This window comes from Ferrimonas marina, from assembly GCF_900129905.1.
Taxonomy (GTDB): domain Bacteria; phylum Pseudomonadota; class Gammaproteobacteria; order Enterobacterales; family Shewanellaceae; genus Ferrimonas; species Ferrimonas marina.
The window spans coordinates 19668-43063 of record NZ_FQXG01000016.1; the positions used below are offsets into that span (position 1 = coordinate 19668).

Consider the following 23396-nt stretch of genomic DNA (forward strand, 5'->3'; position numbering starts at 1 on the left):
CCGCTGGCGGGCCACGGCTGATCCCACCATTGTAATCAAACCGAACGAACATGGCCCAGTTTTATTCCGCAAAGTCTAAGAAAACTAAGATCTTGCCCAAGAGTATCGAGGTCAGGGTCGACGCCATGGACCACCAAGGCAACGGCGTGGCCAACCATCAGGGCAAGGTGGTGTTCGTCAAGCAGCTGCTGCCTGGAGAGCGGGGCCGGGTTCGCCTGGTGAAGGACAAGCACCGCTTTGCCGAGGGCCAGTTGGAGAAGCGGCTGGACAGCCACCCGGAGCGTGTCGCCCCTCATTGCCCCTACTTCAGCCGCTGTGGCGGCTGCAATCTGCAATACGCCAGCGTGGCCGGCCAGCACCAGTTCAAGCAGCAGGCGCTGCAGGATCTGCTGACCCATAAGCTCGGCGCGGTGCCGCCGTTGGCACCGGTGATCAGCGGGCCCGACTGGCACTATCGTCGCCGTGCCCGTATCGGGGTGCGTCGGGTCAAGGGCGCGCTGTTGATGGGGTTTCGCCAGGAGGGCACCAATCGCCTGACCGACATCGACTACTGCCCGGTGCTGGCGGCACCGCTGAGCAGCCTGATCCAACCGTTGAAGACGCTGTTGGCCGAGCTGCCCCTGGCCAACCAGGTGGGTCACCTGGATCTGCTGCTGGCCGAAGAGGGACCGGTGGTGGTACTGCGTCTGCTGCGCGATCCCAGCCGGGAGGAGCGCCAGGCGCTGGCCCAGTTTGCCCAGCACCAGGCGGTGACCCTGCTCTGGCAAGGCGACGATGCGGTTCGCACCCTGGAGAACGCTGAGCCTTTGCCGATGCACTACAGCCTGGGTGGCGACCGACCGCAGCCGGCGTTCCTGCCCGGGGATTTCTTCCAGGTCAATGACCAGGTCAACCAGGGGATGATAAGCCAGGCGATCCAGTGGCTGGCCCCCCAGGCCGACGAGGTGGGGCTCGACCTGTTTTGCGGTGGCGGTAATTTTACCTTTGCCCTGGCGCCGCTCAGTCGTCGGGTGATCGGGGTCGAGGGGGTCGAAGCGATGGTGGTCCGGGGTCGTCGGCGCGCCCAGGTGTTGGGGCTGGATAACGTCGAGTTCCATGGTGCCGATCTCAACAGCGACGAACCGGACCCGAGCTGGCAACGGACAGTGGATTGGGTGCTGCTGGATCCCGCCCGGGCCGGTGCTTGCGGCGCGCTGGATTGGCTCACCGCCTTGAAACCCAAACGGATCCTCTACGTATCCTGTAACCCACTGAGCCTGTCCAAAGACGCCAAAGTGCTGCTGCAGAAAGGTTATTCCCTGCAGAGGCTTGGTCTGATCGAGATGTTCCCGCATACTCACCATTTGGAATCGATGGCGCTGTTTGTGCCAGCCAAGCCCTAAGCCCCCAAATTGCATTATTCGCAGTGATCCCAGCATCAGGAAGGAGGATCGCCGGACATGGTTTCTGTTCGTCACATTCATTTCAATGAATCGCCCGAAGCGGTGGCTCAATGGCTCGACAATCTGCAGTTGAGCCACCCGCAGCGGGAGGCATTGGCCACCACCTACCAATTCTGCCAGCAGCTGCCCAGTGACGACGCCGAGCGCCACCAGGCCCGGTTGATGCGCGCCCGTGAGATGGTGGAGATCCTGCTGCCACTGAACATGGACCTGGAGACCCTGCGCGCCAGCCTGCTCTATGTCTGTCTGGATGCCGGCCTGCTCGACAGCGAAACCCTGGAAGAGCGGGAAGGGGCGGCGATGGCCACCCTGGTGCAATCGGTCCAGGTGATGGACGCCATTCGCACCCTGCGCAGCCAGCACACCGAGGGCGGCAGCCAGGTGGACAACCTGCGCCGCATGCTGCTGGCGATGGTCGAGGATGTGCGGGCGGTGGTGATCAAGCTGGCGGAGGCGGTGGTGCTGCTGCGCGAGGTCAAGAATGCCGACGAAGAGACCCGGGTGATCCTGGCCCGGGAGGTGCGGGACATCTACGCCCCGCTGGCCAACCGGCTGGGGATCGGTCAGCTCAAATGGGAGCTGGAGGACCTGGCGTTTCGCTACCTGCACCCGGACACCTACATGGAGATCGCCCGTTGGCTCGACGGTAAGCGGATCGACCGGGAAAGCTACATCGATCAGTTCGTCAGTGGCCTGCAGGCCCAGCTGGATGAGCAGGGGATCCGCGCCGAGGTCTATGGCCGGCCCAAGCACATCTACAGCATCTGGCGAAAGATGCAGAAGAAGCACCTGGCCTTCGATGAGCTGTTTGACGTGCGGGCGGTGCGGATCATCGCCGAGCGGCTGCAGGACTGCTACGGTGCCCTGGGCGTGGTACACACCCAGTGGCGCCATCTGCCCAACGAGTTCGACGATTACGTTGCCACCCCCAAGCCCAACGGCTACCAGTCGATCCACACCGTGGTGATGGGCCCCGAGGGCAAGACGGTGGAGATCCAGATCCGCACCCGGCAGATGCACGAGGATGCCGAGCTGGGGGTCGCCGCCCACTGGAAGTACAAAGAGGGCAGCACCGGTAAGGCCGGTGGCTTCGAGGAGAAGATCAACTGGCTGCGTAAGATCCTGGCCTGGCAGGAGGACGTGGTCGAGGCGGGCAACCTGGTGGAGGAGATCCGCTCCCAGGTGTTCGAAGACCGGGTTTATGTCTTTACCCCCCGCGGCGACGTGATCGATCTGCCCGCCGGCTCCACCGTGCTGGACTTCGCCTACTACATCCACTCCCAGGTGGGCCACCGCTGCATCGGTGCCAAGATCGATGGCCGCATCGTGCCCTTCACCACCGAGGTGCAGACCGGCCAGCGGGTAGCGATCCTCACCAGCAAGGAGCCCAACCCCAAGCGGGACTGGCTCAACCCCAACGCTGGCTTTATCCACACCAGCCGGGCCCGGGCCAAGATCCAGACCTGGTTCAAATCCCAGGATAAGGACAAGAACGCCGCCGCCGGCCGCGAGATGCTGGAGCAGGAGCTGGCCAAGGTAGGGCTCAAGCTGAGCGACGCCCAGGGCTGCGAAAGCCGCTTCAACATGCACACCTTCGAGGATCTGCTGGCCGCCATCGGTGGCGGCGATGTGCGCCTGACCCAGGTGATCAACCACCTGCAATCGAAGCAGTCACGCCAGGTGTTCGACGAGGCCCAGGCGGTGGAAGACCTGCTGGCCAAGCCGGCGCCGACCAAGCCGCGCAAGCAGGGCCAGGTGGAGGTCAACGGCGTCGGCAACCTGATGACCCACATCGCCAACTGCTGTCAGCCGCTGCCCGGCGACGCCATCCATGGCTACATCACCCAGGGCAAGGGGGTATCGGTACACCGCGAGGGCTGTGAGCAGCTGGCCAACATGCTCAAGCAGCACCCGGAGCGTGGCGTCGAGGTGGTCTGGGGCGAGTCCTACTCCGGTGGCTACAGCGTCACCGTGCGGGTGGTGGCCAACGACCGCTCCGGCCTGCTGCGGGACATCACCGCGGTGCTGGCCAACGAGAAGAGCAACGTACTGGAGATGAGCAGCCACTCCGACACCAAGCAGCAGACCGCCGCCATCCAGCTGAAGATGGAGCTCTATAACATGGAGTCCCTGGGCCGGATCCTGGCCCGCCTGAGCCAGCTCGATGGCGTCATCGAGGCCCGTCGCCTGTGAGTGCCCTGCCTGAGCATCCGGTCGAGCGCCTGCTGGCGATCATGGCGGCCCTGCGTGGCCCGGACGGCTGCCCCTGGGACCGGGCCCAGAGCTACGCCAGCATCGTGCCCCACACCCTGGAGGAGGCCTACGAGGTGGCGGACACCATTGAGCGGGCGGACCTTGATGCCCTGCCCGGTGAGCTGGGGGACCTGCTGTTCCAGGTGGTGTTCTACGCCCGCATCGCCGAGGAGGAGGGCCGCTTCGATTTTCTCGACGTGGTGCGCAGCATCAATGCCAAGCTGGAGCGCCGTCACCCCCATGTGTTTGCCGAGCAAGCGGTGGCGGATGAAAAGCTGCGCCAGCGCTGGGAGGACAGCAAGGCGCAGGAGCGCGCAGCCCGTGACCAGCACTCGGTGGTGGACGACATCCCCCAGGCCTTGCCGGCGCTGACCCGCGCTGCCAAGCTGCAGAAGCGGGTGGCCACCGTCGGCTTTGACTGGGATGCTTTAGGCCCGGTGGCGGACAAGGTGACCGAGGAGCTGGCGGAGGTACTGGAGGAGGCCGAGCAGCAGCCGAGCGATGCCGAGCGGGTTGCTGAGGAGGTCGGCGACCTGCTGTTCGCGGTCACCAACCTGGCCCGCCACCTCAAGGTGGATCCGGAACAGGCCCTGCGCCGAGCCAACGCCAAATTTGAGCTAAGGTTTCGGGGCGTGGAGCAACTTTGTGAACAACACGGGGTGGCGATCCAACAGGCCGGGCTGGAGCGGCTCGAGGGGTTTTGGCAGGATGTGAAGCGGGCCGAAAAGTCGCGCTAAACAAGGTTCAAGTGATTGTCCCTGCAAACGATGATCAGTATAATGAGCGCCCGTCCTATAGTTCGCCAAAACCAGCTCAAGGTTGGAACGCTTTGGTGAATACAATCCCAGCTATCTCAGGTTCAGCATGACTACTAACTATATCTTCGTTACGGGCGGGGTGGTCTCCTCGTTGGGTAAAGGCATTGCCGCTGCTTCCGTGGCCGCACTGCTGGAGGCCCGCGGCCTCAATGTCACCATCATGAAACTGGATCCCTACATCAACGTGGACCCGGGCACCATGAGCCCGACCCAGCACGGTGAGGTGTTCGTGACCGACGATGGTGCCGAAACCGATCTGGACCTGGGCCACTATGAGCGCTTCATCCGCACCAAGATGACCCAGCGCAACAACTTCACCACCGGCCGGATCTACTCCGACGTGCTGCGCAAAGAGCGCCGGGGTGACTACCTGGGTGCCACCATCCAGGTGATCCCGCACATCACCAACGCCATCAAGGAGCGGGTGATCGCCGGCGCCGAGGGCCACGACGTGGCCATCGTTGAGGTGGGTGGCACCGTGGGTGACATCGAATCCCTGCCGTTCCTCGAGGCGCTGCGTCAGCTGGCGGCTGAACTGGGCCGCGAGCGTGCCATGTTCATGCACCTGACCCTGGTGCCCTACCTGGCCGCCGCTGGCGAGGTGAAAACCAAGCCGACCCAGCACTCCGTGAAGGAGCTGCTCTCCATCGGTATTCAGCCGGACGTGCTGGTGTGCCGCAGCGACCGTGCCATCCCCGCCAACGAGCGCAAGAAGATTGCACTGTTCTGTAACGTGCCGGAGCGTGCGGTGGTCTCCATGAAGGACGTGGACAGCATCTACAAGATCCCGGCGCTGCTCAAATCCCAGGGCGTCGACGATCTGTTCGTTAACCGCTTTGGCCTGACCACCCCGGAAGCGGACCTGACCGAGTGGGAGCGGGTGATCTACGAAGAAGCCAACCCCACCGGCGAAGTGACCATCGGCATGGTCGGCAAGTACGTTGAGCTGCCGGACGCCTACAAGTCCGTCAACGAGGCGCTCAAGCACGCCGGCCTGAAGAACCGCCTGCAGGTCACCATCAAGTACATCGACTCCCAGGACGTGGAGAGCAAAGGGGTGGAAGCCCTGGAAGGGATCGACGGCATCCTGGTACCCGGTGGCTTCGGCGAGCGTGGCGTGGAAGGCAAGATCCTGGCCGCCCGCTATGCCCGGGAAAACAACCTGCCTTACTTCGGCATCTGCCTGGGGATGCAGGTGGCGCTGATCGAATACGCCCGTAACGTGGCCGGCCTGGAGGGCGCGCACTCCTCCGAGTTTGACGCCGAGTCCGCCCACCCGGTGGTAGGCCTGATCACCGAATGGCTGGACGCCGATGGCCAGGTAGAGGAGCGCACCGAGCAGTCCGACCTGGGCGGCACCATGCGTCTGGGTGGCCAGCTGTGCCACCTGATCCCGGGCACCAAGGCCCACGCCATGTACGGTGGCGACACCTGTGTTGAGCGTCACCGTCATCGTTATGAAGTGAACAACCACTACCGTGAGCAGTTGGAGAGTGCCGGCCTGGTGTTCTCCGGGCTTTCGGCGGACAAGAAGCTGGTGGAGATGATCGAGATCCCGACCCACCCCTTCTTTGTCGCGGGGCAGTTCCACCCCGAATTCACCTCCACACCCCGTGATGGGCACCCGCTGTTTGAGGGCTTTGTTAAAGCCGCGGGCACCTTCAACAAGGGTGAGCTGAAGTGAACTGATTTCGGGAAGCCGGGCCTTGGGTCCGGCTTCCTTATTTTTGGAAAACACTGAGGAAAATAGTGATGGCAAACATCATCAAGGTTCTGGGTCGCGAAGTGATGGATTCCCGTGGCAACCCGACGGTTGAAGCGGAAGTGCACCTGGAAGGCGGTTTCGTCGGCATGGCCTGCGCGCCGTCCGGTGCCTCCACCGGTACCCGCGAAGCGCTCGAGCTGCGTGACGGCGACAAGTCCCGTTACCTGGGCAAAGGCGTGCTCAAGGCCGTAGCCAACGTCAACGAGCTGATCGCCCCGGCCCTGCAGGGTAAGGACGCCACCGCCCAGCGCGAGCTCGACCAGATCATGATCGATCTGGACGGCACCGAGAACAAAGACAAGCTGGGCGCCAACGCCATCCTGGCCGTGTCCCTGGCCGCCGCCAAGGCCGCTGCCGCTGCCAAGGGCATGCCGCTGTACGCCCACATCGCCGAGCTGAACGGCACCCCGGGTGTGTACTCCATGCCGCTGCCGATGATGAACATCCTCAACGGTGGTGAGCACGCCGACAACAACGTCGACATCCAGGAGTTCATGGTCCAGCCGGTGTCCGCGCCGACCTTCCGTGAAGGCCTGCGCATGGGCGCCGAGATCTTCCACGCCCTGAAAAAGGTGCTGTCCGGCAAAGGTCTGAACACCGCGGTGGGTGACGAGGGTGGCTTCGCGCCGAACCTGGCCTCCAACGCCGACGCCCTGGCGGTGATCAAGGAAGCGGTGGAAGCCGCCGGTTACTCCCTGGGCACCGACGTGACCCTGGCGATGGACTGCGCTGCCTCCGAGTTCTACAAAGAGGGCAAATACGTCCTGTCCGGTGAGAACAAGTCCTTCGACGCCAACGGCTTCTCCGACTACCTGGCCGAGCTGTGCCAGCAGTACCCGATCATCTCCATCGAGGATGGCCTGGACGAGTCCGACTGGGATGGCTGGGCCTACCAGACCCAGATCCTGGGCGACAAGATCCAGCTGGTGGGTGACGACCTGTTCGTAACCAACACCAAGATCCTCAAGCGTGGCATCGACAACAAGATCGGCAACTCCATCCTGATCAAGTTCAACCAGATCGGCTCCCTGACCGAGACCCTGGAAGCGATCAAGATGGCCAAAGACGCCGGCTTCACCGCCGTCATCTCTCACCGCTCCGGTGAGACCGAAGACGCCACCATCGCCGATCTGGCGGTGGGCACCGCCGCGGGCCAGATCAAGACCGGCTCCCTGTGCCGCTCTGATCGTGTGGCAAAGTACAACCAGCTGCTGCGCATCGAAGAGCAGCTGGGCGACAAGGCCCCCTACCGTGGTCGTTCCGAGGTGAACGGTCAGGCCTAATCTTAGGCTGACGAAAAAAGGCCGCCGCAAGGCGGCCTTTTTTGTGTTTGGCGATGACGCCACCAGAATGGCGAGAAAGGCACGGTTGCCGCTTTTCTTTTGCCTTGGCATAGGCCAAGATCAGGGCAACTGTCACTGGGGGTGATGATGCGGATCTTACTGGTACTGCTGCTGATTTTATTGGCGGGACTGCAACACAGACTGTGGCTGGGGGACAACAGCCTCAGCGAGGTGGTGCGCCTGAACGAGCAGATCCAGCGTCAGCAGGCGGGCAACGCCGAGCTGAAGGAGCGAAACTTGTTACTGCAAAACGAGATCCAGGACCTGCGGGAAGGGCTGGATGCGGTGGAGGAGCGGGCTCGTCATGAGTTGGGCATGATCCACGCCGATGAGCAATTTTACCGGGTTATCCGTCGCGCCCCCCAGTCCTGAATCGATCCCGGAGAGTTTCATGCCGCTTGATCCCCAAGCCACCCTGTACGCCGTGGTACCCGCCGCCGGCGTGGGCAAACGCATGGGCGGGGCCCTGCCAAAGCAGTACCTGCCACTGCACGGCCGTCCCATCCTGTCCCACACCCTGTCCTGTCTGTTGTCCCACCCGCGCGTGGCCCAGGTGATCGTCGCCGTCGGCCCCGATGACGAGTATTTTTCCGATCTGCCGGAAGCCGCGGATCCCCGCCTGACCCGGGTCACCGGTGGGGCCGAGCGTGCCGATTCGGTGCGACTGGCGCTGCAGGCGGTAGCGGCTGAGGATGCCTGGGCATTGGTGCACGATGCTGCCCGGCCCTGTCTGCGCCATGAGGACATCGACAGGTTGCTGGCTCAGTGTGGCGAGCAGGGGGCGATCCTGGCCTCGCCGGTGCGGGACACCATGAAGCGGGCCGGCGGCGACGGTTGTATTGACCACACCGTCGAGCGGGCCCAGCTTTGGCATGCCCTGACCCCGCAGCTGTTCCCCGCCGGCGCCCTGCATCGGGCCCTGTGTGAGGCCGAGCAGCAGGGCGCCAGCATCACCGATGAAGCCTCCGCCATGGAGCGCCAGGGCTGGCAGCCCCGCCTGGTGTCCGGTCGCCCGGACAACATCAAGGTGACCCACCCGGACGACTTGCGTCTGGCACAACTGTTTTTGGCCTGAAGGAGGCGCCATGTTCCGCATTGGACACGGATACGATGTACACAAATTTGGCGGCGACGGGCCGGTGATCCTCGGCGGCGTTGCAGTGCCCTACGAGCAGGGGCTGCTGGCCCACTCCGACGGCGATGTGGTGCTGCATGCCCTCAGCGATGCCCTGCTGGGGGCGCTGGCCCTGGGCGACATCGGCCACCACTTCCCCGATACCGATCCGGCCTTTAAAGGGGCCGACAGCCGGGTGCTGCTGCGCCACTGCTTCGACAAGGTGAAGGCCCGCGGTTACCGCATCGGCAACCTGGACATCACCATCATCGCCCAGGCGCCCAAGATGGCCCCCCACATCGCCCAGATGCGCAGCCACATCGCCTTCGATCTGGAAACCGAACTGGCCAATGTCAACGTCAAGGCCACCACCACCGAGAAGCTGGGCTTTACCGGCCGCAAAGAGGGGATCGCCACCGAAGCGGTGGTGCTACTGAAACATGTCTGATCTGACCCTGCCGCAATGGCACTACCTGTACGGCCGACCCCAGCACCGCGGCGTGATCCGCGCCGAGCCAGACCACTTCCAGGTCTCCGAGGTGCTGCCCTTTCGCCCCGATGGCGAGGGTGAGAACCACCTGGTCCACATCGAAAAGCGCGGCCTGACCACCCACCAGGTGGCCAAGACCCTGGCCCAGTTTGCCGGCGTGCCCCAACGGGACGTGTCCTGGGCCGGACTCAAGGACAAGCACGGGGTAACCCGTCAGTGGCTGTGTGTGCGCATCCCCGGCAAGGTGGAGCCGCCATGGTCTGAACTCAACAACGACCAGCTCACCGTGCTGGAGGCCAGTCGCCACCGCAAGAAGCTGCGGCCTGGCAACCTGCTGGCTAACCGCTTCCGCCTGGCCATCAGCGGGGTGGAGGAGATGAGTGGGCTGGCGGAGCGGCTGGCGATAATCCAGCCCGGCGTGCCCAACTATTACGGTGAACAGCGCTTCGGCCACAACGGCATGAACGTCACCCGGGCGGTGGAGATGTTCGAGGGCCGTAAGGTCAAGGATCGCAACAAGCGCAGCATCTATCTCTCTGCCGCCCGTAGCTTCCTGTTCAACCAGGTGGTGTCGGCCCGGCTGGCCCATTCCGGCCTGGCGCCGATGGCCGGCGATCCGCTGATGCTGGCGGGCAGCAACAGCTTCTTTATTGCCGATCCGGTCACCGAGGAGCATCGCGAGCGTCTGGCCAGCGGCGACATCGGCCTGTCCGGGCCGCTGTTCGGTGATCCCGATGGCGGTGCGGCCGGGGAGGCGGGTCGCTACGAGCAGCAGATCCTCGACGCCTGGCCGCAACTGCTCTCTGGCCTGCAGTCGGCCCGGATGCAGCCGGAGCGTCGGCGCATGCTGCTGCGCCCGGAGGGGGTGCGTCACTGGGTAGAGCAGGATCTGTTCTGGGTCGAGTTCCTGCTGCCCGCCGGCGCCTTTGCCACCAGCGTACTACGAGAGCTGGTGGATTACCGTGATGCCCAGGCCTTCGATCCTGACGCGGTGCGCGAGCGCGAGGTACCGGCACAAGCCAGCGAGGATGACGCGGTGCGCGAGCGCGAGGTATCGGCACAAGCCAGCGAGGATGACGCAGTGCCCGTCGCCTCCGGGCGTGAGGCGATCATGCCTGAATCCGCCCCAGAGCCACAGGCGCCTGAGCAAGTCGTTGATGAACAGCCCAAAACCGATGACAATGGGCGGGTGATGAAGATCCTGGTCAGTAATGACGATGGCGTCCATGCGCCGGGGATCCGGGCCTTGAGTGAGGCGCTGTCGGCGGTGGCCGAGGTGGTCACCGTGGCGCCGGACCGCAACTGCTCCGGGGCCTCCAACTCGCTGACCCTGACCAACCCATTGCGGATCCAGCAGCTGGACAACGGCTACATCCAGGTCAACGGCACCCCCACCGACTGTGTTCACCTGGCGGTGCGCGAGCTGGTGGAGCAGGAGCCGGATCTGGTGGTTTCGGGGATCAACGCCGGTGCCAACCTGGGGGACGATACCCTCTACTCCGGCACCGTGGCAGCCGCCATGGAGGGGCGCCACCTGGGCCTGCCCACCATTGCCGTGTCCCTGGTCGGCCGAGCCGAGCAGCACTACGACAGCGCCGCGGCAATCACCGCGCAGATCGTTGAAGGGCTGATGCGCTCGCCCCTGCCCAAGGACCAGATCCTCAACATCAATGTGCCGGATCTGCCGCTCGATCAGATCAAGGGGATCAAGGTGACCCGACTGGGTGCCCGCCATAAGGCCGAGGGGATGGTACGCACCACGGATCCCGCCGGGCGCACCATCTTCTGGCTCGGTCCCCCGGGCGAAGAGGAGGATTCCGGTCCGGGTACCGATTTCCATGCGGTGGCCCAGGGCTACGTCTCTATCACGCCGCTGAAGGTCGATCTGACCGCACACGATCAATTAGAACGCCTGGAAGGATGGGTGAAACAGTTATGAGTTTGGCAACGCAGGGCTATGGAACCCGCCTGGTACAGCAGCTTCAGCAAGGTGGGATCCGCGATCCCCGGGTGCTGGAGGCGGTGGCCCGGATCCCCCGGCAGCATTTCGTCGACGGCGCCCTGGTGGGCCGCGCCTGGGAGAACACGGCATTGCCCATCGGTGCCGGCCAGACCATCTCCCAGCCCTACATCGTGGCGCGGATGACCGAGCTGCTGCTCGATGGCCTGCAACCGGGTCCGATCCTGGAGCTGGGCACCGGCAGTGGCTACCAGGCCGCGGTGCTGGCGTCGCTGGTGCCGCACCTGTACACCATTGAGCGGATCAAGAGCCTGCAGATCCAGGCCCGTCGTCGCCTTAAGCAGCTCGATCTGCACAACATCTCCTTTAAATACGGTGATGGTTGGCAGGGCTGGGCCAGTAAGGCGCCGTTCAGCGCCATCCTGGTGACCGCCGCGGCCAGCGACATCCCCAATGCCCTGCTGCAGCAGTTGGCGGATGGCGGTCGGCTGGTGATCCCGGTGGGGGAGCAGGAGCAGATGCTGCGCCTGATCGAGCGCCAGGGCGATCGCTTTATCAGTCGGGACGTGGAAGCGGTGCGCTTTGTCCCGCTGGTGCCGGGAGCCACCGAGTAGGCGGGCGGCATGAGGATGGTGGTGAGGATCCCAGGATGGGCGGTGCTGTTACTGGCGCTTGGAGGCTGCAGCTTTCAGGCGCAGCAACCGGCGCCGGTGGCCTCGGTGTATACCGGCCATACCTACAAGGATCGCACCCCCAACAGCATCCGTGGCAGCCAATACCGGGTTCAGCAAGGGGACACTCTGTACTCTATCGCGTTCGCCTCAGGCAAGGATTTTCGCTCGCTAGCTCAATACAATAGCCTCCGATCCCCCTATACGATCTTCCCGGGCCAAACCCTGACACTGGTCAAACCAGATCAAAAAAAGATCGCCGTTCGATCGCCCTCACAAGCGACTGTGACGGCGTCCAAACCCAGTCAGCCCAAGGCTTCCACAGCGAAAACCGCTAATTCAGCACAGCAAAACCGTCAAAAAACGGCTATTGATCCCACTTCTCAGCCTCGATATGCTGGCTCTGAGTCTTCACAAGTTGATAACAAAACTTCGAGTGTGAAGACCGCAGCAAGTCCCTCTCTGCCCAAGCAGGTTTCCCGCTGGCACTGGCCCACTAACGGACGTGTGATCCGGGGTTTTTCGTCCGCGGAACAAGGCAACAAGGGTTTGGACATTGCCGCGGCGGAGGGAACGCCCGTGGTCAGTGCCGCCCCAGGCAGAGTGGTTTACGCCGGCAGTGCCCTGCGCGGGTATGGCAAGCTGATCATCATCAAGCACAACGATGATTTTCTCAGTGCCTACGCCCACAACAGACGCATTCTGGTGAAAGAAAAACAACAGGTCGAAGCCGGTCAAAAGATCGCTGAAGTGGGCAATACCGATGCCGATAGGCACATGCTGCACTTTGAGATCCGACACCGCGGGAAGTCGGTCGACCCGATGCGTTATTTGCCCCAACGTTAGGGGATACGGTTGTCACATCAAGGAGGAAACCGTGCATTAGCAGCGATAGTTTGGGACTAACTGGGAGATCCGCCAATGAATCTGAAGAGCAACGCGTTCGATGAGATGGCTGCGGTTGATTTAAGCGGTAATGAAGGGGTTGTGGGAACCTCTAGAGAGATCGAAGCCAGCACCACGACGGCCAAAGAGACGGCCGCCAACATAGACCAACTGGTCCAGGATGACCTGCAGAAAAACCTGGACGCAACTCAGCTCTACCTCAGTGAGATCGGCTTTTCGCCGCTGCTGACGGCCGAAGAGGAAGTGTATTACGCACGACGTGCTCAGCGCGGCTGCGACAAATCCCGAAACCGGATGATCGAGAGCAACCTGCGCCTGGTGGTGAAGATCGCCCGACGCTATAACAACCGCGGCCTGGCGCTGCTGGACCTGATCGAGGAAGGGAACCTGGGTCTGATTCGCGCGGTTGAAAAGTTCGATCCGGAGCGTGGTTTCCGATTCTCGACCTACGCCACCTGGTGGATCCGTCAGACCATTGAACGGGCCATCATGAATCAGACTCGTACCATCCGTCTGCCCATCCACGTGGTGAAAGAGCTCAACGTCTACCTGCGTACCGCCCGGGAGCTGGCCCATAGCCTGGATCACGAGCCCACCGCCGAGGAGATCGCTGAGAAGCTGGATAAGCCGGTGGAAGACGTCAGCCGCATGCTTAAGCTCAACGAGAAAATCAGCTCGGTGGATACCCCCATCGGTGGCGACTCCGATAAGGCGCTGCTGGATGTGATCGCCGATGATGATCGGGTCTGTCCCGAGGTGCAAGCCCAGGATGACGATATCAAGGACTCCGTCGTCCGCTGGCTTGACGAGCTCAACGGCAAGCAACGTGAGGTGCTGGCCCGCCGCTTTGGCCTGCTGGGATACGAGCCGTCCACCCTGGAGGACGTGGGTCGCGAGATCGGCCTGACCCGGGAGCGGGTGCGTCAGATCCAGGTGGAGGCGCTGCGCCGTCTGCGTGAACTGATCGGCTCCCAGGGGTTGTCCATTGAGGCCCTGTTCAAGTCCTAAGGTTATCCCAAACAAAACGCCGCCCCTGAGGGCGGCGTTTTTTGTTGCCTGACTGGCTCAGCTGTCGAGCTGGGCCTTGAGGCTGTAGAGCAGATCCAGCGCCTGGCGCGGGGTCAGCTCATCCGGCTGGCAGCGCTCCAGCGCCAGCAGCGCCGGGTGGGTCTCCGGCAGCAGCGGCAGCTGGGCCTGGGTCTCGACCTGGGCGCTGCTGGGCATCGGCTCCTGCTGCTCCAGCGAGGCCAGACGCTGCTTGGCCGCCTGCACCACCGGCTTTGGCACACCCGCCAGGGCGGCGACCTGCAGGCCATAGCTGCGGCTGGCCGGTCCCTCCTGTACTGCGTGCATAAAGGCGATGGTGTCGCCATGCTCCATCGCATCCAGGTGGACGTTATGCACCCCGGCCATCCGCTCCGGCAGCTGGGTCAGCTCGAAGTAGTGGGTGGCAAACAGGGTCAGTGCCTGCAGCTTGCTGGCCAGGTGCTCGGCGGCGGCCCAGGCCAGTGACAGGCCATCGTAGGTGGAGGTGCCCCGACCGATCTCATCCATCAGCACCAGGCTGTTGGCGCTGGCGTTGTTGAGGATGTTGGCGGTCTCGGTCATCTCCACCATAAAGGTGGAGCGACCGGAGGCGAGATCGTCCGACGCGCCGATGCGGGTGAAGATCCGATCCACCGGCCCCAGCACCGCGTGCTCCGCCGGGACAAAGCTGCCGATGTGGGCCAGCAGGGTGATCAGCGCGGTCTGGCGCATGTAGGTGGACTTACCGCCCATGTTGGGGCCGGTGACGATCAGCATCCGCCGCTCCGGACTCAGGTGCACCGGGTTGGCGATGAAGGGCTCCTTGAGCACCTGCTCCACCACCGGATGGCGACCGCCATCGATGGCGATGCCGCGGGTCTCGGTCAGCTGCGGTCGGCAGTAGCCCAGGGTTTCGGCCCGCTCCGCCAGGGTCTGCAGCACGTCCAGCTCGGCACAGGCAAAGGCACACTCCTGCAGGGCCGCCAGGGCCGGCATCAGCAGGTCGAACAGCTCCTCGTACAGCCGCTTCTCCAGTGCCAGGGCCTGGCTCTGACTGGTCAGCACCTTGTCTTCGTGGGCCTTGAGCTCCGGAATGATGTAGCGCTCGGTGTTCTTCAGGGTCTGGCGACGCACATAGTCCGCCGGTACCAGTGCCGACTGGGCCCGGCTGACCTCGATAAAGTAGCCATGCACCTTGTTGTAGCCCACCTTCAAGGTGGCGATGCCACTGCGCTCCCGCTCCCGCTGCTCCATTTGGTCCAGGTAGTCGGTGGCGCCCCGGGACAAGGCCCGCAGTTCATCTAGCTCGGCGTTGTAGCCCTCGGCCAGTACCCCGCCGTCGCGGATCACCACCGGCGGGTTGTCGCAGATGGCACGCTCCAGCAGGGCTAATTGCTCCGGGAACTGACCAATGCGCTGATGCAGCTGCTGCACCTTGTTGCCGGACAGCTCGGTCAGCAGTTCCTGCAGTGCCGGCAGCTGGCCCAGCGCCTGGCGCAATCGGGTCATGTCGCGGGGGCGGGCGCTGCGCAGCGCCAATCGGGCCAGCACCCGCTCCAGATCGCCCACCGGCTTGAGAGTGTCGGCCAGTTCGACGTACAGGCCGTTGTCCTTGATCGCGCTGACGCTGTCCAGTCGACCCTCCAGCTCGCTGCGTTGGGTCAGCGGCTGGTGCAGCCAGCGTTTGAGCAGGCGCGAGCCCATGGCGGTGGCGCTGCTGTCCAGCACCGCTGCCAGGGTGTTGTCACTGCCGCCGGAGAGGTTCTGGGTCAGCTCCAGGTTCTTGCGGGTGGCCGCATCCAGCACAATGTGGTGGCCATCCTGCTGCTTGGTGATGCTGCGCAGGTGGGGCAGGGCGGTACGCTGGGTATCCTTGACGTACTGCAGCAGGCAGCCGGCGGCGCATAGCGCTCGCTCGTTGTGCTCCACTCCAAAGCCGCTGAGATCCCGGGTGCCAAACTGGCCATTGAGCAGCTGACGGGCGGTGCCCAGTTCAAACTCCCACTCCGGTCGGCGCCGCAGCCCCTTGTAGCCCTCCAGCAGATCCATGCGAGCAAACAGCTCCGGATAGAGCAGCTCCGCCGGGCGGGTGCGCTGCAGCTCCGCCGCCAGCGCCTCGTCATCCGCCAGCTCGTTCACCACGAAGCGGCCGGAGGCGATATCCAGGGTGGCGTAGCCGTATTGGCCGCGCAGCTCGTAGACCGCCGCCAGCAGGTTGTCCTGCCGCTCCTCCAGCAACGCCTCGTCGGTGACCGTGCCCGGGGTGACGATGCGCACCACCTTTCGTTCCACCGGCCCCTTGCTGGTGGCGGGATCGCCGATCTGTTCGCAGATGGCGGCAGACTCACCGCGCTGCACCAGCTTGGCCAGGTAGCCCTCCACCGCGTGGTAGGGCACCCCGGCCATCGGGATGGGATCGCCGGCGGCGTGGCCTCGGGCGGTCAGGGAGATGTCCAGCAACTGGGCCGCACGCTTGGCGTCGTCAAAGAACAGTTCGTAGAAATCGCCCATGCGGTAGAACAGCAGCACCTCAGGGTGCTGGGCTTTGATGGTGAGGTATTGCCGCATCATCGGCGTGTGCTGTTCCAGGTCAGCGGGGGTGAGCTTGGCCACGAAGTCTCCGTCGGTATCTGTGCAAGCGCACCATGATACCTGAAAGGTGGGGCGGTCTCAGCAGCAGGATTGGCCGGCGTGAGGCGGTCTCCGTTATCCGTGATCGGGCCCCGGCGAACGGTTCAGCCGAACGGGCCAGGATCAAACTAAGCGGGACGCAACAGCCAGTTATGGCCGCGAGCGTGGCGCACCGTTCGGCCCGGGTAGCCGTGAGCGAATGCCAGGGTCAGCAACATCAACCAGGGCTGGATCAAGGCGAACAGGGTGTGCAGCCCCAGGGCGCCCACGGTCAGGTGCCAGCGCCAGCGCGGGGAGATGTCGGTCATGCGACAGAGCACCATATAGGGGATACGAAACAGCAGGAACAGGGTCCACAGCGACCACAGCCAGGGCAGGGCCAGCCACTGTGACAGGCCAAACAGGCTCAGGGTCACACTGATGCCGATGGCACCGCGACGGGCAAAGGTGGCCCGGTCAGCGGCGGGGATCCGAAACCGACCGGTTCGCAGGCGGGCGGGTATCTTGCGTTGCGTCTTTTTTGGCTCTGTCATTGGCATACCTCGGGGTGCTTCTCAGGGACAGGGGGCGATATGACGGCACGACGGGGTGTGTCCGCTGATGGCCGTTAAGGCATCACACCTCAGCATCGCCGCCAGGGACAGGTCAATTTGCGACTCGGCTCGGTACCACTGGACACAGCATCTTAAGTGAGGGCACGGATCGGTAAGGAAATTGCGCAACAGGGTTGATACTGTATGACTGTACAGTATACTAGGCCCATCAAATCAAACCCTATCCCCCACAACGAGGCAGGAAATGGACGACAACAAAAAACGCGCACTCAGTGCCGCGCTTGGTCAGATTGAGAAACAGTTTGGTAAAGGCTCCATCATGCGGTTGGGGGATGCCACCACTTTGGATATCGAGTCGGTCCCCACTGGCTCCCTGGGCCTGGATATTGCCCTGGGTATTGGTGGCCTGCCTTACGGCCGTATCGTTGAGATCTACGGTCCTGAGTCCTCCGGTAAAACCACCATGACCCTGCAGGTTGTGGCAGAAGCTCAGAAGCAGGGTAAGACCTGTGCCTTCGTTGATGCCGAGCACGCCCTGGATCCGGTCTACGCCGAGAAGCTGGGTGTGAACGTCGACGAGCTGCTGGTGTCCCAGCCGGACACCGGTGAACAGGCCCTGGAGATCTGCGACATGCTGGTACGCTCCGGCGCGGTGGACGTGGTGATCGTCGACTCCGTTGCGGCGCTGACGCCGAAGGCGGAGATCGAGGGTGAGATGGGCGACTCCCACGTTGGCCTGCAAGCCCGCCTGATGTCCCAGGCCCTGCGTAAGCTGACCGCCAACATCAAGCGCTCCAACACCCTGTGCATCTTCATTAACCAGATCCGGATGAAGATCGGCGTGATGTTCGGCAGCCCGGAAACCACCACCGGTGGTAACGCGCTGAAGTTCTACGCCTCCGTTCGTCTGGATATCCGCCGTATCGGTGCCATCAAGGATGGCGATGAGGTGGTGGGTAACGAGACCCGGGTGAAGGTGGTGAAGAACAAGGTGGCACCGCCGTTCAAACAGACTGAATTCCAGATCCTCTACGGCGAGGGTACCTCCAAGGAGGGCGAGCTGATCGACCTGGGTGTGAAGCAGAAGCTGGTGGAGAAATCCGGCGCCTGGTACAGCTACAAAGGTGAGAAGATCGGTCAGGGTAAGGCCAATTCCATCCGCTTCCTGAAGGAAAACGTGGCGATCTCCAACGAGATCGAAGGCCTGCTGCGTGAGCAGCTGCTGGTGGTTGCCAAGCCGACCGACGAAGACGAAGCGGTGGAAAACGCCGAACTGTCTTAATCGGTGAGCGAGAAAAAGCCGGGCCAGAGTGCACTGGCCGCTGCGGTGGGACTGCTGTCCCGCCGTGATCATAGCCGCGGAGAGCTGCAGCAAAAGCTGCGCCTTCGCGGCTTTTCTGTGGATGAGATCCAGGCCGCGGTTGAACGGGTGACCGAGCTGGGTTACCTGGATGACGCGCGCTTTGCCCAGCTGTTTGTGCGCTACCGCAGCCAGGGAGGCAAGGGCCCGATGCGGCTGCGGATGGAGCTGCGTGAGCGTCAGGTGGCGGATGAGCTGATCCGCTCGGCTCTGACCCAGCCGGAGATCGACTGGTTCGAGCTGTGTCGCGACACCCGCCAGCGCAAGTTTGGCGAAGGGCCGGTGGCAGACTTTAAACAGCGACAGAAGGTACAACGCTACCTGGCTTACCGGGGCTTTGACATGGAGCAGATCCGCTACGCCCTGAGTGAAGAGTAAAAAAACAGGGTTAAGCCTCGGATCCCGGGGGTCGATTGCGTCGCAACGCTGGTTTGCACGGTAAGGTTACGGATATAATTGGCCGTTTGTATCGCCGCGCTGCCCAGCATTAGCCTGCGGCAATCGATCGTATTTTCAGGATGACCGTATGCACATGACCACCGCTGAGATCCGGACTGCGTTTCTGGAGTATTTCCGCAAAGAGGGGCACGAAGTGGTGCCCTCCAGTTCTCTGGTTCCCCATAACGATCCCACCTTGCTGTTCACCAACGCCGGGATGAACCAGTTCAAGGACTGCTTCCTGGGGGCGGAACAGCGCAGCTACGTGCGAGCCACCAGCGCCCAGCGCTGCGTCCGTGCCGGCGGTAAACACAACGACCTGGAAAACGTTGGCTTCACCGCCCGTCACCACACCTTCTTCGAGATGCTGGGCAACTTCAGCTTTGGCGACTACTTCAAGCAGGACGCCATCCGCTTTGCCTGGAACTTCCTGACCCAGGTGCTGCAACTGCCGGCTGAGAAGCTGTGCGTGACCGTGTACCAGACCGACGACGAGGCCTTCGACATCTGGGCCAAGGAGATCGGCGTACCGGAAGCCAACATCATCCGCATCGGCGACAAGCCGGGTAAGCCTGCCTACACCTCCGATAACTTCTGGCAGATGGGCGACACCGGTCCCTGCGGTCCCTGCACCGAGATCTTCTACGACCACGGTGAAGAGATCTGGGGTGGCCGCCCTGGCACCCCGGAAGAGGATGGCGATCGCTTTATCGAGATCTGGAACATTGTGTTCATGCAGTTCAACCGTCACGCCGACGGTACCATGGAGCCCCTGCCCAAGCCGGCAGTGGACACCGGCATGGGCATCGAGCGGGTGGCGGCCATCATGCAGGGCGGCCACTCCAACTACGACATCGATATCTTCCAGCGCCTTATCAAGGCCGCCGCCGAGGTCACCGGTGCCACCGATCTGGACAACAAGTCCCTGCGCGTGGTGGCGGACCACATCCGCTCATGTGCCTACCTGATCGTGGATGGCGTCATGCCCTCCAACGAAGGCCGCGGCTACGTACTGCGCCGCATCATCCGCCGTGCCGTTCGTCACGGCCGTAAGATGGGCGCCAATGACACCTTCTTCTACAAGCTGGTGGGTGAGCTGGCCGAGGTGATGGGCAGCGCCGGCGAGGAGCTGAAGAAGCAGCAGCCGATGGTGGAGAAGGTCCTCAAGATCGAGGAAGAGAACTTTGCCCGTACCCTGGATCGCGGCATCGCCCTGCTCAACGACGCCCTGGACAGCCTGGACGGCAAAGAGCTGGACGGCGACACCGTGTTCAAGCTTTACGACACCTACGGCTTCCCGGCAGACCTGACCAACGACGTGGCCCGCGAACGCGGCTTCACCATCGATGAGGCGGGCTTCGAGACGGCGATGGAGGCCCAGCGCCAGCGTGCCCGTGACGCCGGCCAGTTTGGCACCGACTACAGCAAGGTGCTGACCATCGACGGTGCCACCAGTTTCTGCGGCTACGACCACACCGCGGAGCAGGGCACCCTGCAAGGTATCTACGTCGACGGCAATGCGGTTGAGCAGTTGGCCGACGACAGCGAGGCGCTGCTGGTACTGGACAACACCCCCTTCTACGCCGAATCCGGCGGCCAGGTGGGCGACACCGGGCTGCTGCGCACCGAAGCCGGCCTGTTCCAGGTGTTTGACACCCAGAAAACCGGTGAGGCGATCACCCACAAGGGCAAGCTGCAAAGCGGCGCCCTGGCGTTGGGTGACCAGGTTGAGGCCCAGGTTGATGCCGAGCGTCGCGACGCCATCAAGCTGAATCACTCCGCCACCCACCTGCTGCACGCCGCCCTGCGCAATGTACTGGGGGAGCACGTCACCCAGAAAGGCTCGCTGGTGATGGCAGACCGTCTGCGCTTCGATTTCTCTCACCTGGAGGGGATGACCGCCGACGAGCTGGCCCAGGTCGAAGCCCAGGTCAACCAGCAGATCCGCATCAACCACGCCATCGAAACCGAGCTGATGGACATCGACGCCGCCAAGGCCAAGGGCGCCATGGCGCTGTTCGGTGAGAAGTACGACGACGAGGTTCGCGTGCTGACCATGGGCGACTACTCGGTGGAACTCTGTGGTGGTATCCACGCCCAGCGCACCGGCGACATCGGCCTGATGAAGATCGTCTCCGAGGGCGGCATCGCCGCCGGCGTCCGCCGTATCGAAGCGGTGACCGGGGCCGGTGCCCTGGCCTACGTCGCGGATCAGGAGGCCCAGTTGGCAAAAACCGCCAGCCTGGTTAAGGGTGACAGCGCTTCCGTCGCCTCTAAGGTGCAGGGCCTGCTGGATCGCAACCGTCAGCTGGAGAAAGAGCTGGATCAGCTTAAGCAGAAGCTGGCCGCTGCCGCCTCCGCCAACCTGGTGGACCAGGCGATCGAGATCGCCGGCACCAAGGTGCTGATCAGCCAGCTGGAGAACGCCGACAGCAAGGCCCTGCGTGGCATGGTGGACGACCTGAAGAACCAGCTGGGCAGCGGCATCGTGCTGCTGGGCAACGTCGCTGGCGGCAAGGTCGGCCTGATTGCCGGGGTGACCAAGGACCTGACCGCCAAGGTCAAGGCCGGTGAGCTGGTCAACCTGGTGGCTCAGCAGGTCGGTGGTAAGGGCGGTGGCCGTCCCGACATGGCGATGGCCGGTGGCACCGATGCCGCTGCGCTGCCCGCCGCGTTGGATGCAGCCAAGACCTGGCTGACCGAGCAGTTGTAATCGATTCGGAGCCTCAGTGGCACTATTAGTACAAAAGTTTGGCGGTACCTCGGTGGGCTCGTTTGAGCGCATCGAGGCGGTCGCCGATCACATCGCACGTTGTGCCCGGGCCGGTGATGCCCTGGTGGTGGTGCTGTCTGCTATGGCCGGCGAAACCAATCGCCTGCTGGGCCTGGCCCACCAGGTGGCGGCCGATCCGGATCCCCGCGAGCTGGATCTGCTGGTCAGCACCGGCGAACAGATCTCCATCAGCCTGATGGCCATGGCGCTGCAAAAGCGTGGCCTCAAGGCCCAGGCGCTGCTGGGGGACCAGGCCGGCGTCCGCACCGACCAGCGCCACGGTCGCGGTCGCATTGAGCGGGTGGAGACCGAGCGCCTGGATGAGCTGCTGTCACAGCAGATCATCCCCATTGTGGCCGGCTTCCAGGGGCGCAATCCCACCGGCGACGTCACTACCTTGGGCCGGGGTGGCTCGGACACCACCGCGGTGGCCCTGGCGGCGGCCCTGAAAGCCGATGAGTGCCAGATCTACACCGATGTGGATGGGGTCTATACCACGGATCCCCGGGTCGAACCCCGGGCCCGTAAGATGGACACCATCACCTTCGAGGAGATGCTGGAGCTCTCCAGCCTGGGTGCCAAGGTGTTGCAGATCCGCTCGGTGGAATACGCTGGCCGCTATAATGTGCCGCTACGGGTACTCTCCAGCTTCCAGCCCGGAGAGGGAACCCTGATCACCTACGAGGAGCTGTCCATGGACGCACCTTTGGTGTCCGGCATCGCCTTCAGCCGGGATGAAGCCAGCCTCACCCTGGTTGGGGTGCCGGACGAGGCCAATGTCGCTGCTCAGATCCTGACGCCCATCAGTGATGCGGGCATCGAGGTCGACATGATCGTGCACACCACCACCGGCGAGGGGCGGGCCGACTTCACCTTTACCGTACAGCGCAGTGACTTCAGTCAGGCTGAGGCGCTGTTGCAGCCGGTCATCGCCCAGCTGGGGATCGATCGCCTCAAGGGGGACGACGGCCTCTGTAAGGTTTCGGTTGTGGGTGTCGGCATGAAGAACCATACTGGGGTGGCAAGCCGCATGTTCCAGACCCTTGGCCAGGAAGGCATTAACGTTCAGTTGATTGCCACTTCGGAGATCAAGATCTCCGTGGCTGTGGAAGAAAAGTACCTGGAACTGGCCGTGCGCAGCCTCCATAGTGCCTTTAATTTGGCCGCAACTGAGTAAATCCTCACCAGCGGCTATAGATTTAATAGAATTGAAAACTCTATAATACTGCGACAAGATTCTACCGCCGCTGCGGAATGAGTTAGAGAGAGAGGAGCAAAGAATGCTGATTTTGACTCGCCGTGTGGGCGAAACCCTGATGATTGGTGACGAAGTAACCGTGACCGTGTTGGGTGTGAAAGGTAACCAGGTCCGTATCGGTGTTAATGCGCCGAAAGAGGTGTCTGTGCACCGTGAAGAGATCTACATGCGAATTCAAGCGGAAAAAGAAGGCGGCAGCGCGCCTAGCGGCAACTTCTGATCCCAATGGCCGGCGTTTTTGACGCCGGCTTTTTTGTGCCCTGTCGCCTCTCTACGTCATTCCGACAGGGCCATAAATCCCCCCTCTCCCTGCTTTTTCTTCCGTTCCTTTGCCTTTGGCGAAAAACCGCGCAGCCAGTGCGTTTGACCCCGAAAAAGGGTTTGACATATTTTCCCTGCACCGTAATATACGCCCCGCAACGGTGAGATGGCCGAGTGGCTGAAGGCGCGCCCCTGCTAAGGGCGTATGGGTTAATAGCTCATCGAGGGTTCGAATCCCTCTCTCACCGCCATTACGCGTCCGTAGCTCAGCTGGATAGAGTACCTGGCTACGAACCAGGCGGTCGGAGGTTCGAATCCTCCCGGACGCGCCAT

19 protein-coding genes, 2 tRNA genes and 1 pseudogene are annotated in these 23396 nt (G+C 63.1%); 20 read left to right on the forward strand and 2 right to left on the reverse strand.

The genetic code is table 11. From position 1 onward, the window contains the following. Window positions 1-50 precede the first annotated feature (50 nt). From rlmD to rpoS, 13 genes and pseudogenes are all read left to right on the forward strand, one after another. A complete protein-coding gene (gene rlmD, locus BUC04_RS23210; RefSeq protein WP_067665995.1) occupies window positions 51-1382 on the forward strand; it encodes a 23S rRNA (uracil(1939)-C(5))-methyltransferase RlmD in 1332 nt (443 codons plus the stop codon). Between the two features lie 57 nt (window positions 1383-1439). Continuing rightward, on the forward strand, window positions 1440-3635 hold the full coding sequence (gene relA / locus BUC04_RS23215; RefSeq protein ID WP_067665998.1) for a GTP diphosphokinase: 2196 nt from the start codon (window positions 1440-1442) through the stop codon (window positions 3633-3635). Then, on the forward strand, window positions 3632-4432 hold the full coding sequence (gene mazG / locus BUC04_RS23220; RefSeq protein WP_073326197.1) for a nucleoside triphosphate pyrophosphohydrolase: 801 nt from the start codon (window positions 3632-3634) through the stop codon (window positions 4430-4432). The genes relA and mazG overlap by 4 nt, the downstream gene beginning before the upstream one ends. 127 nt (window positions 4433-4559) lie before the next feature. After that, window positions 4560-6197 carry a CTP synthase gene (locus BUC04_RS23225; protein ID WP_067666001.1) on the forward strand — a complete coding sequence of 546 codons (1638 nt, stop codon included), beginning with the start codon at window positions 4560-4562 and terminating at the stop codon, window positions 6195-6197. 68 nt (window positions 6198-6265) lie between these two features. Further along, window positions 6266-7561 carry a phosphopyruvate hydratase gene (gene eno / locus BUC04_RS23230; RefSeq protein ID WP_067666004.1) on the forward strand — a complete coding sequence of 432 codons (1296 nt, stop codon included), beginning with the start codon at window positions 6266-6268 and terminating at the stop codon, window positions 7559-7561. A 147-nt stretch (window positions 7562-7708) separates the two neighbouring features. Then, the gene (gene ftsB, locus BUC04_RS23235) at window positions 7709-7993 is read left to right on the forward strand and encodes a cell division protein FtsB (protein ID WP_067666044.1); all 285 of its coding nucleotides are present in this window, start codon (window positions 7709-7711) and stop codon (window positions 7991-7993) included. A 19-nt stretch (window positions 7994-8012) separates the two neighbouring features. After that, complete coding sequence (gene ispD, locus BUC04_RS23240) at window positions 8013-8696, forward strand: 2-C-methyl-D-erythritol 4-phosphate cytidylyltransferase (protein ID WP_067666007.1); 684 nt, start codon at window positions 8013-8015, stop codon at window positions 8694-8696. A gap of 10 nt (window positions 8697-8706) precedes the next feature. Further along, complete coding sequence (gene ispF / locus BUC04_RS23245) at window positions 8707-9183, forward strand: 2-C-methyl-D-erythritol 2,4-cyclodiphosphate synthase (RefSeq protein WP_067666010.1); 477 nt, start codon at window positions 8707-8709, stop codon at window positions 9181-9183. Then, window positions 9176-10165, forward strand: a pseudogene (gene truD / locus BUC04_RS23490) (tRNA pseudouridine(13) synthase TruD); the annotation flags it as partial. The gene ispF and the pseudogene truD, both read left to right, overlap by 8 nt. A gap of 249 nt (window positions 10166-10414) precedes the next feature. After that, window positions 10415-11164: a 5'/3'-nucleotidase SurE gene (gene surE, locus BUC04_RS23260; RefSeq protein WP_067666047.1), complete on the forward strand. Its 750-nt coding sequence runs from the start codon at window positions 10415-10417 to the stop codon at window positions 11162-11164. Next, window positions 11161-11799 (forward strand): protein-L-isoaspartate(D-aspartate) O-methyltransferase, encoded by a 639-nt coding sequence (locus BUC04_RS23265; RefSeq protein WP_067666013.1) that lies wholly within the window; start codon window positions 11161-11163, stop codon window positions 11797-11799. Before surE ends, BUC04_RS23265 begins: the two co-directional genes overlap by 4 nt. A gap of 42 nt (window positions 11800-11841) precedes the next feature. Beyond that, window positions 11842-12702 (forward strand): peptidoglycan DD-metalloendopeptidase family protein, encoded by an 861-nt coding sequence (locus BUC04_RS23270; RefSeq protein ID WP_234977491.1) that lies wholly within the window; start codon window positions 11842-11844, stop codon window positions 12700-12702. 75 nt (window positions 12703-12777) lie between these two features. After that, window positions 12778-13770 (forward strand): RNA polymerase sigma factor RpoS, encoded by a 993-nt coding sequence (gene rpoS / locus BUC04_RS23275; RefSeq protein WP_067666019.1) that lies wholly within the window; start codon window positions 12778-12780, stop codon window positions 13768-13770. 57 nt (window positions 13771-13827) lie between these two features. Here rpoS and mutS read toward each other — a convergent pair whose 3' ends face one another. Together mutS and BUC04_RS23285 are read right to left on the reverse strand one after the other, a co-directional pair. After that, window positions 13828-16359: a DNA mismatch repair protein MutS gene (gene mutS, locus BUC04_RS23280; protein ID WP_067666050.1), complete on the reverse strand. Its 2532-nt coding sequence runs from the start codon at window positions 16357-16359 to the stop codon at window positions 13828-13830. A gap of 188 nt (window positions 16360-16547) precedes the next feature. Then, the gene (locus BUC04_RS23285) at window positions 16548-16952 is read right to left on the reverse strand and encodes a hypothetical protein (protein WP_067666023.1); all 405 of its coding nucleotides are present in this window, start codon (window positions 16950-16952) and stop codon (window positions 16548-16550) included. 265 nt (window positions 16953-17217) lie between these two features. On the opposite strand from BUC04_RS23285, the gene recA reads away from it, so the two are divergent. The 7 genes from recA to BUC04_RS23320 all read left to right on the forward strand — a co-directional run bounded on the left by recA (window position 17218) and on the right by BUC04_RS23320 (window position 23395). Continuing rightward, entirely contained in the window at window positions 17218-18255 is a 1038-nt protein-coding gene (gene recA, locus BUC04_RS23290; RefSeq protein ID WP_067666026.1) for a recombinase RecA, read from the forward strand. Between the two features lie 3 nt (window positions 18256-18258). Continuing rightward, on the forward strand, window positions 18259-18711 hold the full coding sequence (locus BUC04_RS23295; protein WP_067666029.1) for a regulatory protein RecX: 453 nt from the start codon (window positions 18259-18261) through the stop codon (window positions 18709-18711). A 148-nt stretch (window positions 18712-18859) separates the two neighbouring features. Beyond that, the gene (gene alaS / locus BUC04_RS23300; protein WP_067666032.1) at window positions 18860-21484 is read left to right on the forward strand and encodes an alanine--tRNA ligase; all 2625 of its coding nucleotides are present in this window, start codon (window positions 18860-18862) and stop codon (window positions 21482-21484) included. Window positions 21485-21500: 16 nt separating this feature from the next. Continuing rightward, the gene (locus tag BUC04_RS23305; RefSeq protein WP_067666035.1) at window positions 21501-22721 is read left to right on the forward strand and encodes an aspartate kinase; all 1221 of its coding nucleotides are present in this window, start codon (window positions 21501-21503) and stop codon (window positions 22719-22721) included. Window positions 22722-22824: 103 nt separating this feature from the next. Further along, a complete protein-coding gene (csrA, locus tag BUC04_RS23310; protein ID WP_067666038.1) occupies window positions 22825-23022 on the forward strand; it encodes a carbon storage regulator CsrA in 198 nt (65 codons plus the stop codon). A gap of 201 nt (window positions 23023-23223) precedes the next feature. Further along, window positions 23224-23314, forward strand: a tRNA-Ser gene (locus tag BUC04_RS23315). A gap of 4 nt (window positions 23315-23318) precedes the next feature. Further along, window positions 23319-23395 (forward strand) — tRNA-Arg (locus BUC04_RS23320). Window position 23396: the final 1 nt, after the last annotated feature.

What these genes read in the sequence shown, in the direction of transcription:
- ispD (WP_067666007.1), top strand. Translation starts at nt 8,013, where the DNA reads ATGCCGCTTGATCCCCAAGCCACCCTGTACGCCGTGGTACCCGCCGCC.
- rlmD (WP_067665995.1), top strand. Translation starts at nt 51, where the DNA reads ATGGCCCAGTTTTATTCCGCAAAGTCTAAGAAAACTAAGATCTTGCCC.
- ftsB (WP_067666044.1), top strand. Translation starts at nt 7,709, where the DNA reads ATGCGGATCTTACTGGTACTGCTGCTGATTTTATTGGCGGGACTGCAA.
- relA (WP_067665998.1), top strand. Translation starts at nt 1,440, where the DNA reads ATGGTTTCTGTTCGTCACATTCATTTCAATGAATCGCCCGAAGCGGTG.
- mutS (WP_067666050.1), bottom strand. Translation starts at nt 16,359, where the DNA reads ATGATGCGGCAATACCTCACCATCAAAGCCCAGCACCCTGAGGTGCTG.
- eno (WP_067666004.1), top strand. Translation starts at nt 6,266, where the DNA reads ATGGCAAACATCATCAAGGTTCTGGGTCGCGAAGTGATGGATTCCCGT.
- csrA (WP_067666038.1), top strand. Translation starts at nt 22,825, where the DNA reads ATGCTGATTTTGACTCGCCGTGTGGGCGAAACCCTGATGATTGGTGAC.
- alaS (WP_067666032.1), top strand. Translation starts at nt 18,860, where the DNA reads ATGCACATGACCACCGCTGAGATCCGGACTGCGTTTCTGGAGTATTTC.
- BUC04_RS23285 (WP_067666023.1), bottom strand. Translation starts at nt 16,952, where the DNA reads ATGACAGAGCCAAAAAAGACGCAACGCAAGATACCCGCCCGCCTGCGA.
- BUC04_RS23225 (WP_067666001.1), top strand. Translation starts at nt 4,560, where the DNA reads ATGACTACTAACTATATCTTCGTTACGGGCGGGGTGGTCTCCTCGTTG.
- recA (WP_067666026.1), top strand. Translation starts at nt 17,218, where the DNA reads ATGGACGACAACAAAAAACGCGCACTCAGTGCCGCGCTTGGTCAGATT.
- BUC04_RS23265 (WP_067666013.1), top strand. Translation starts at nt 11,161, where the DNA reads ATGAGTTTGGCAACGCAGGGCTATGGAACCCGCCTGGTACAGCAGCTT.
- ispF (WP_067666010.1), top strand. Translation starts at nt 8,707, where the DNA reads ATGTTCCGCATTGGACACGGATACGATGTACACAAATTTGGCGGCGAC.
- rpoS (WP_067666019.1), top strand. Translation starts at nt 12,778, where the DNA reads ATGAATCTGAAGAGCAACGCGTTCGATGAGATGGCTGCGGTTGATTTA.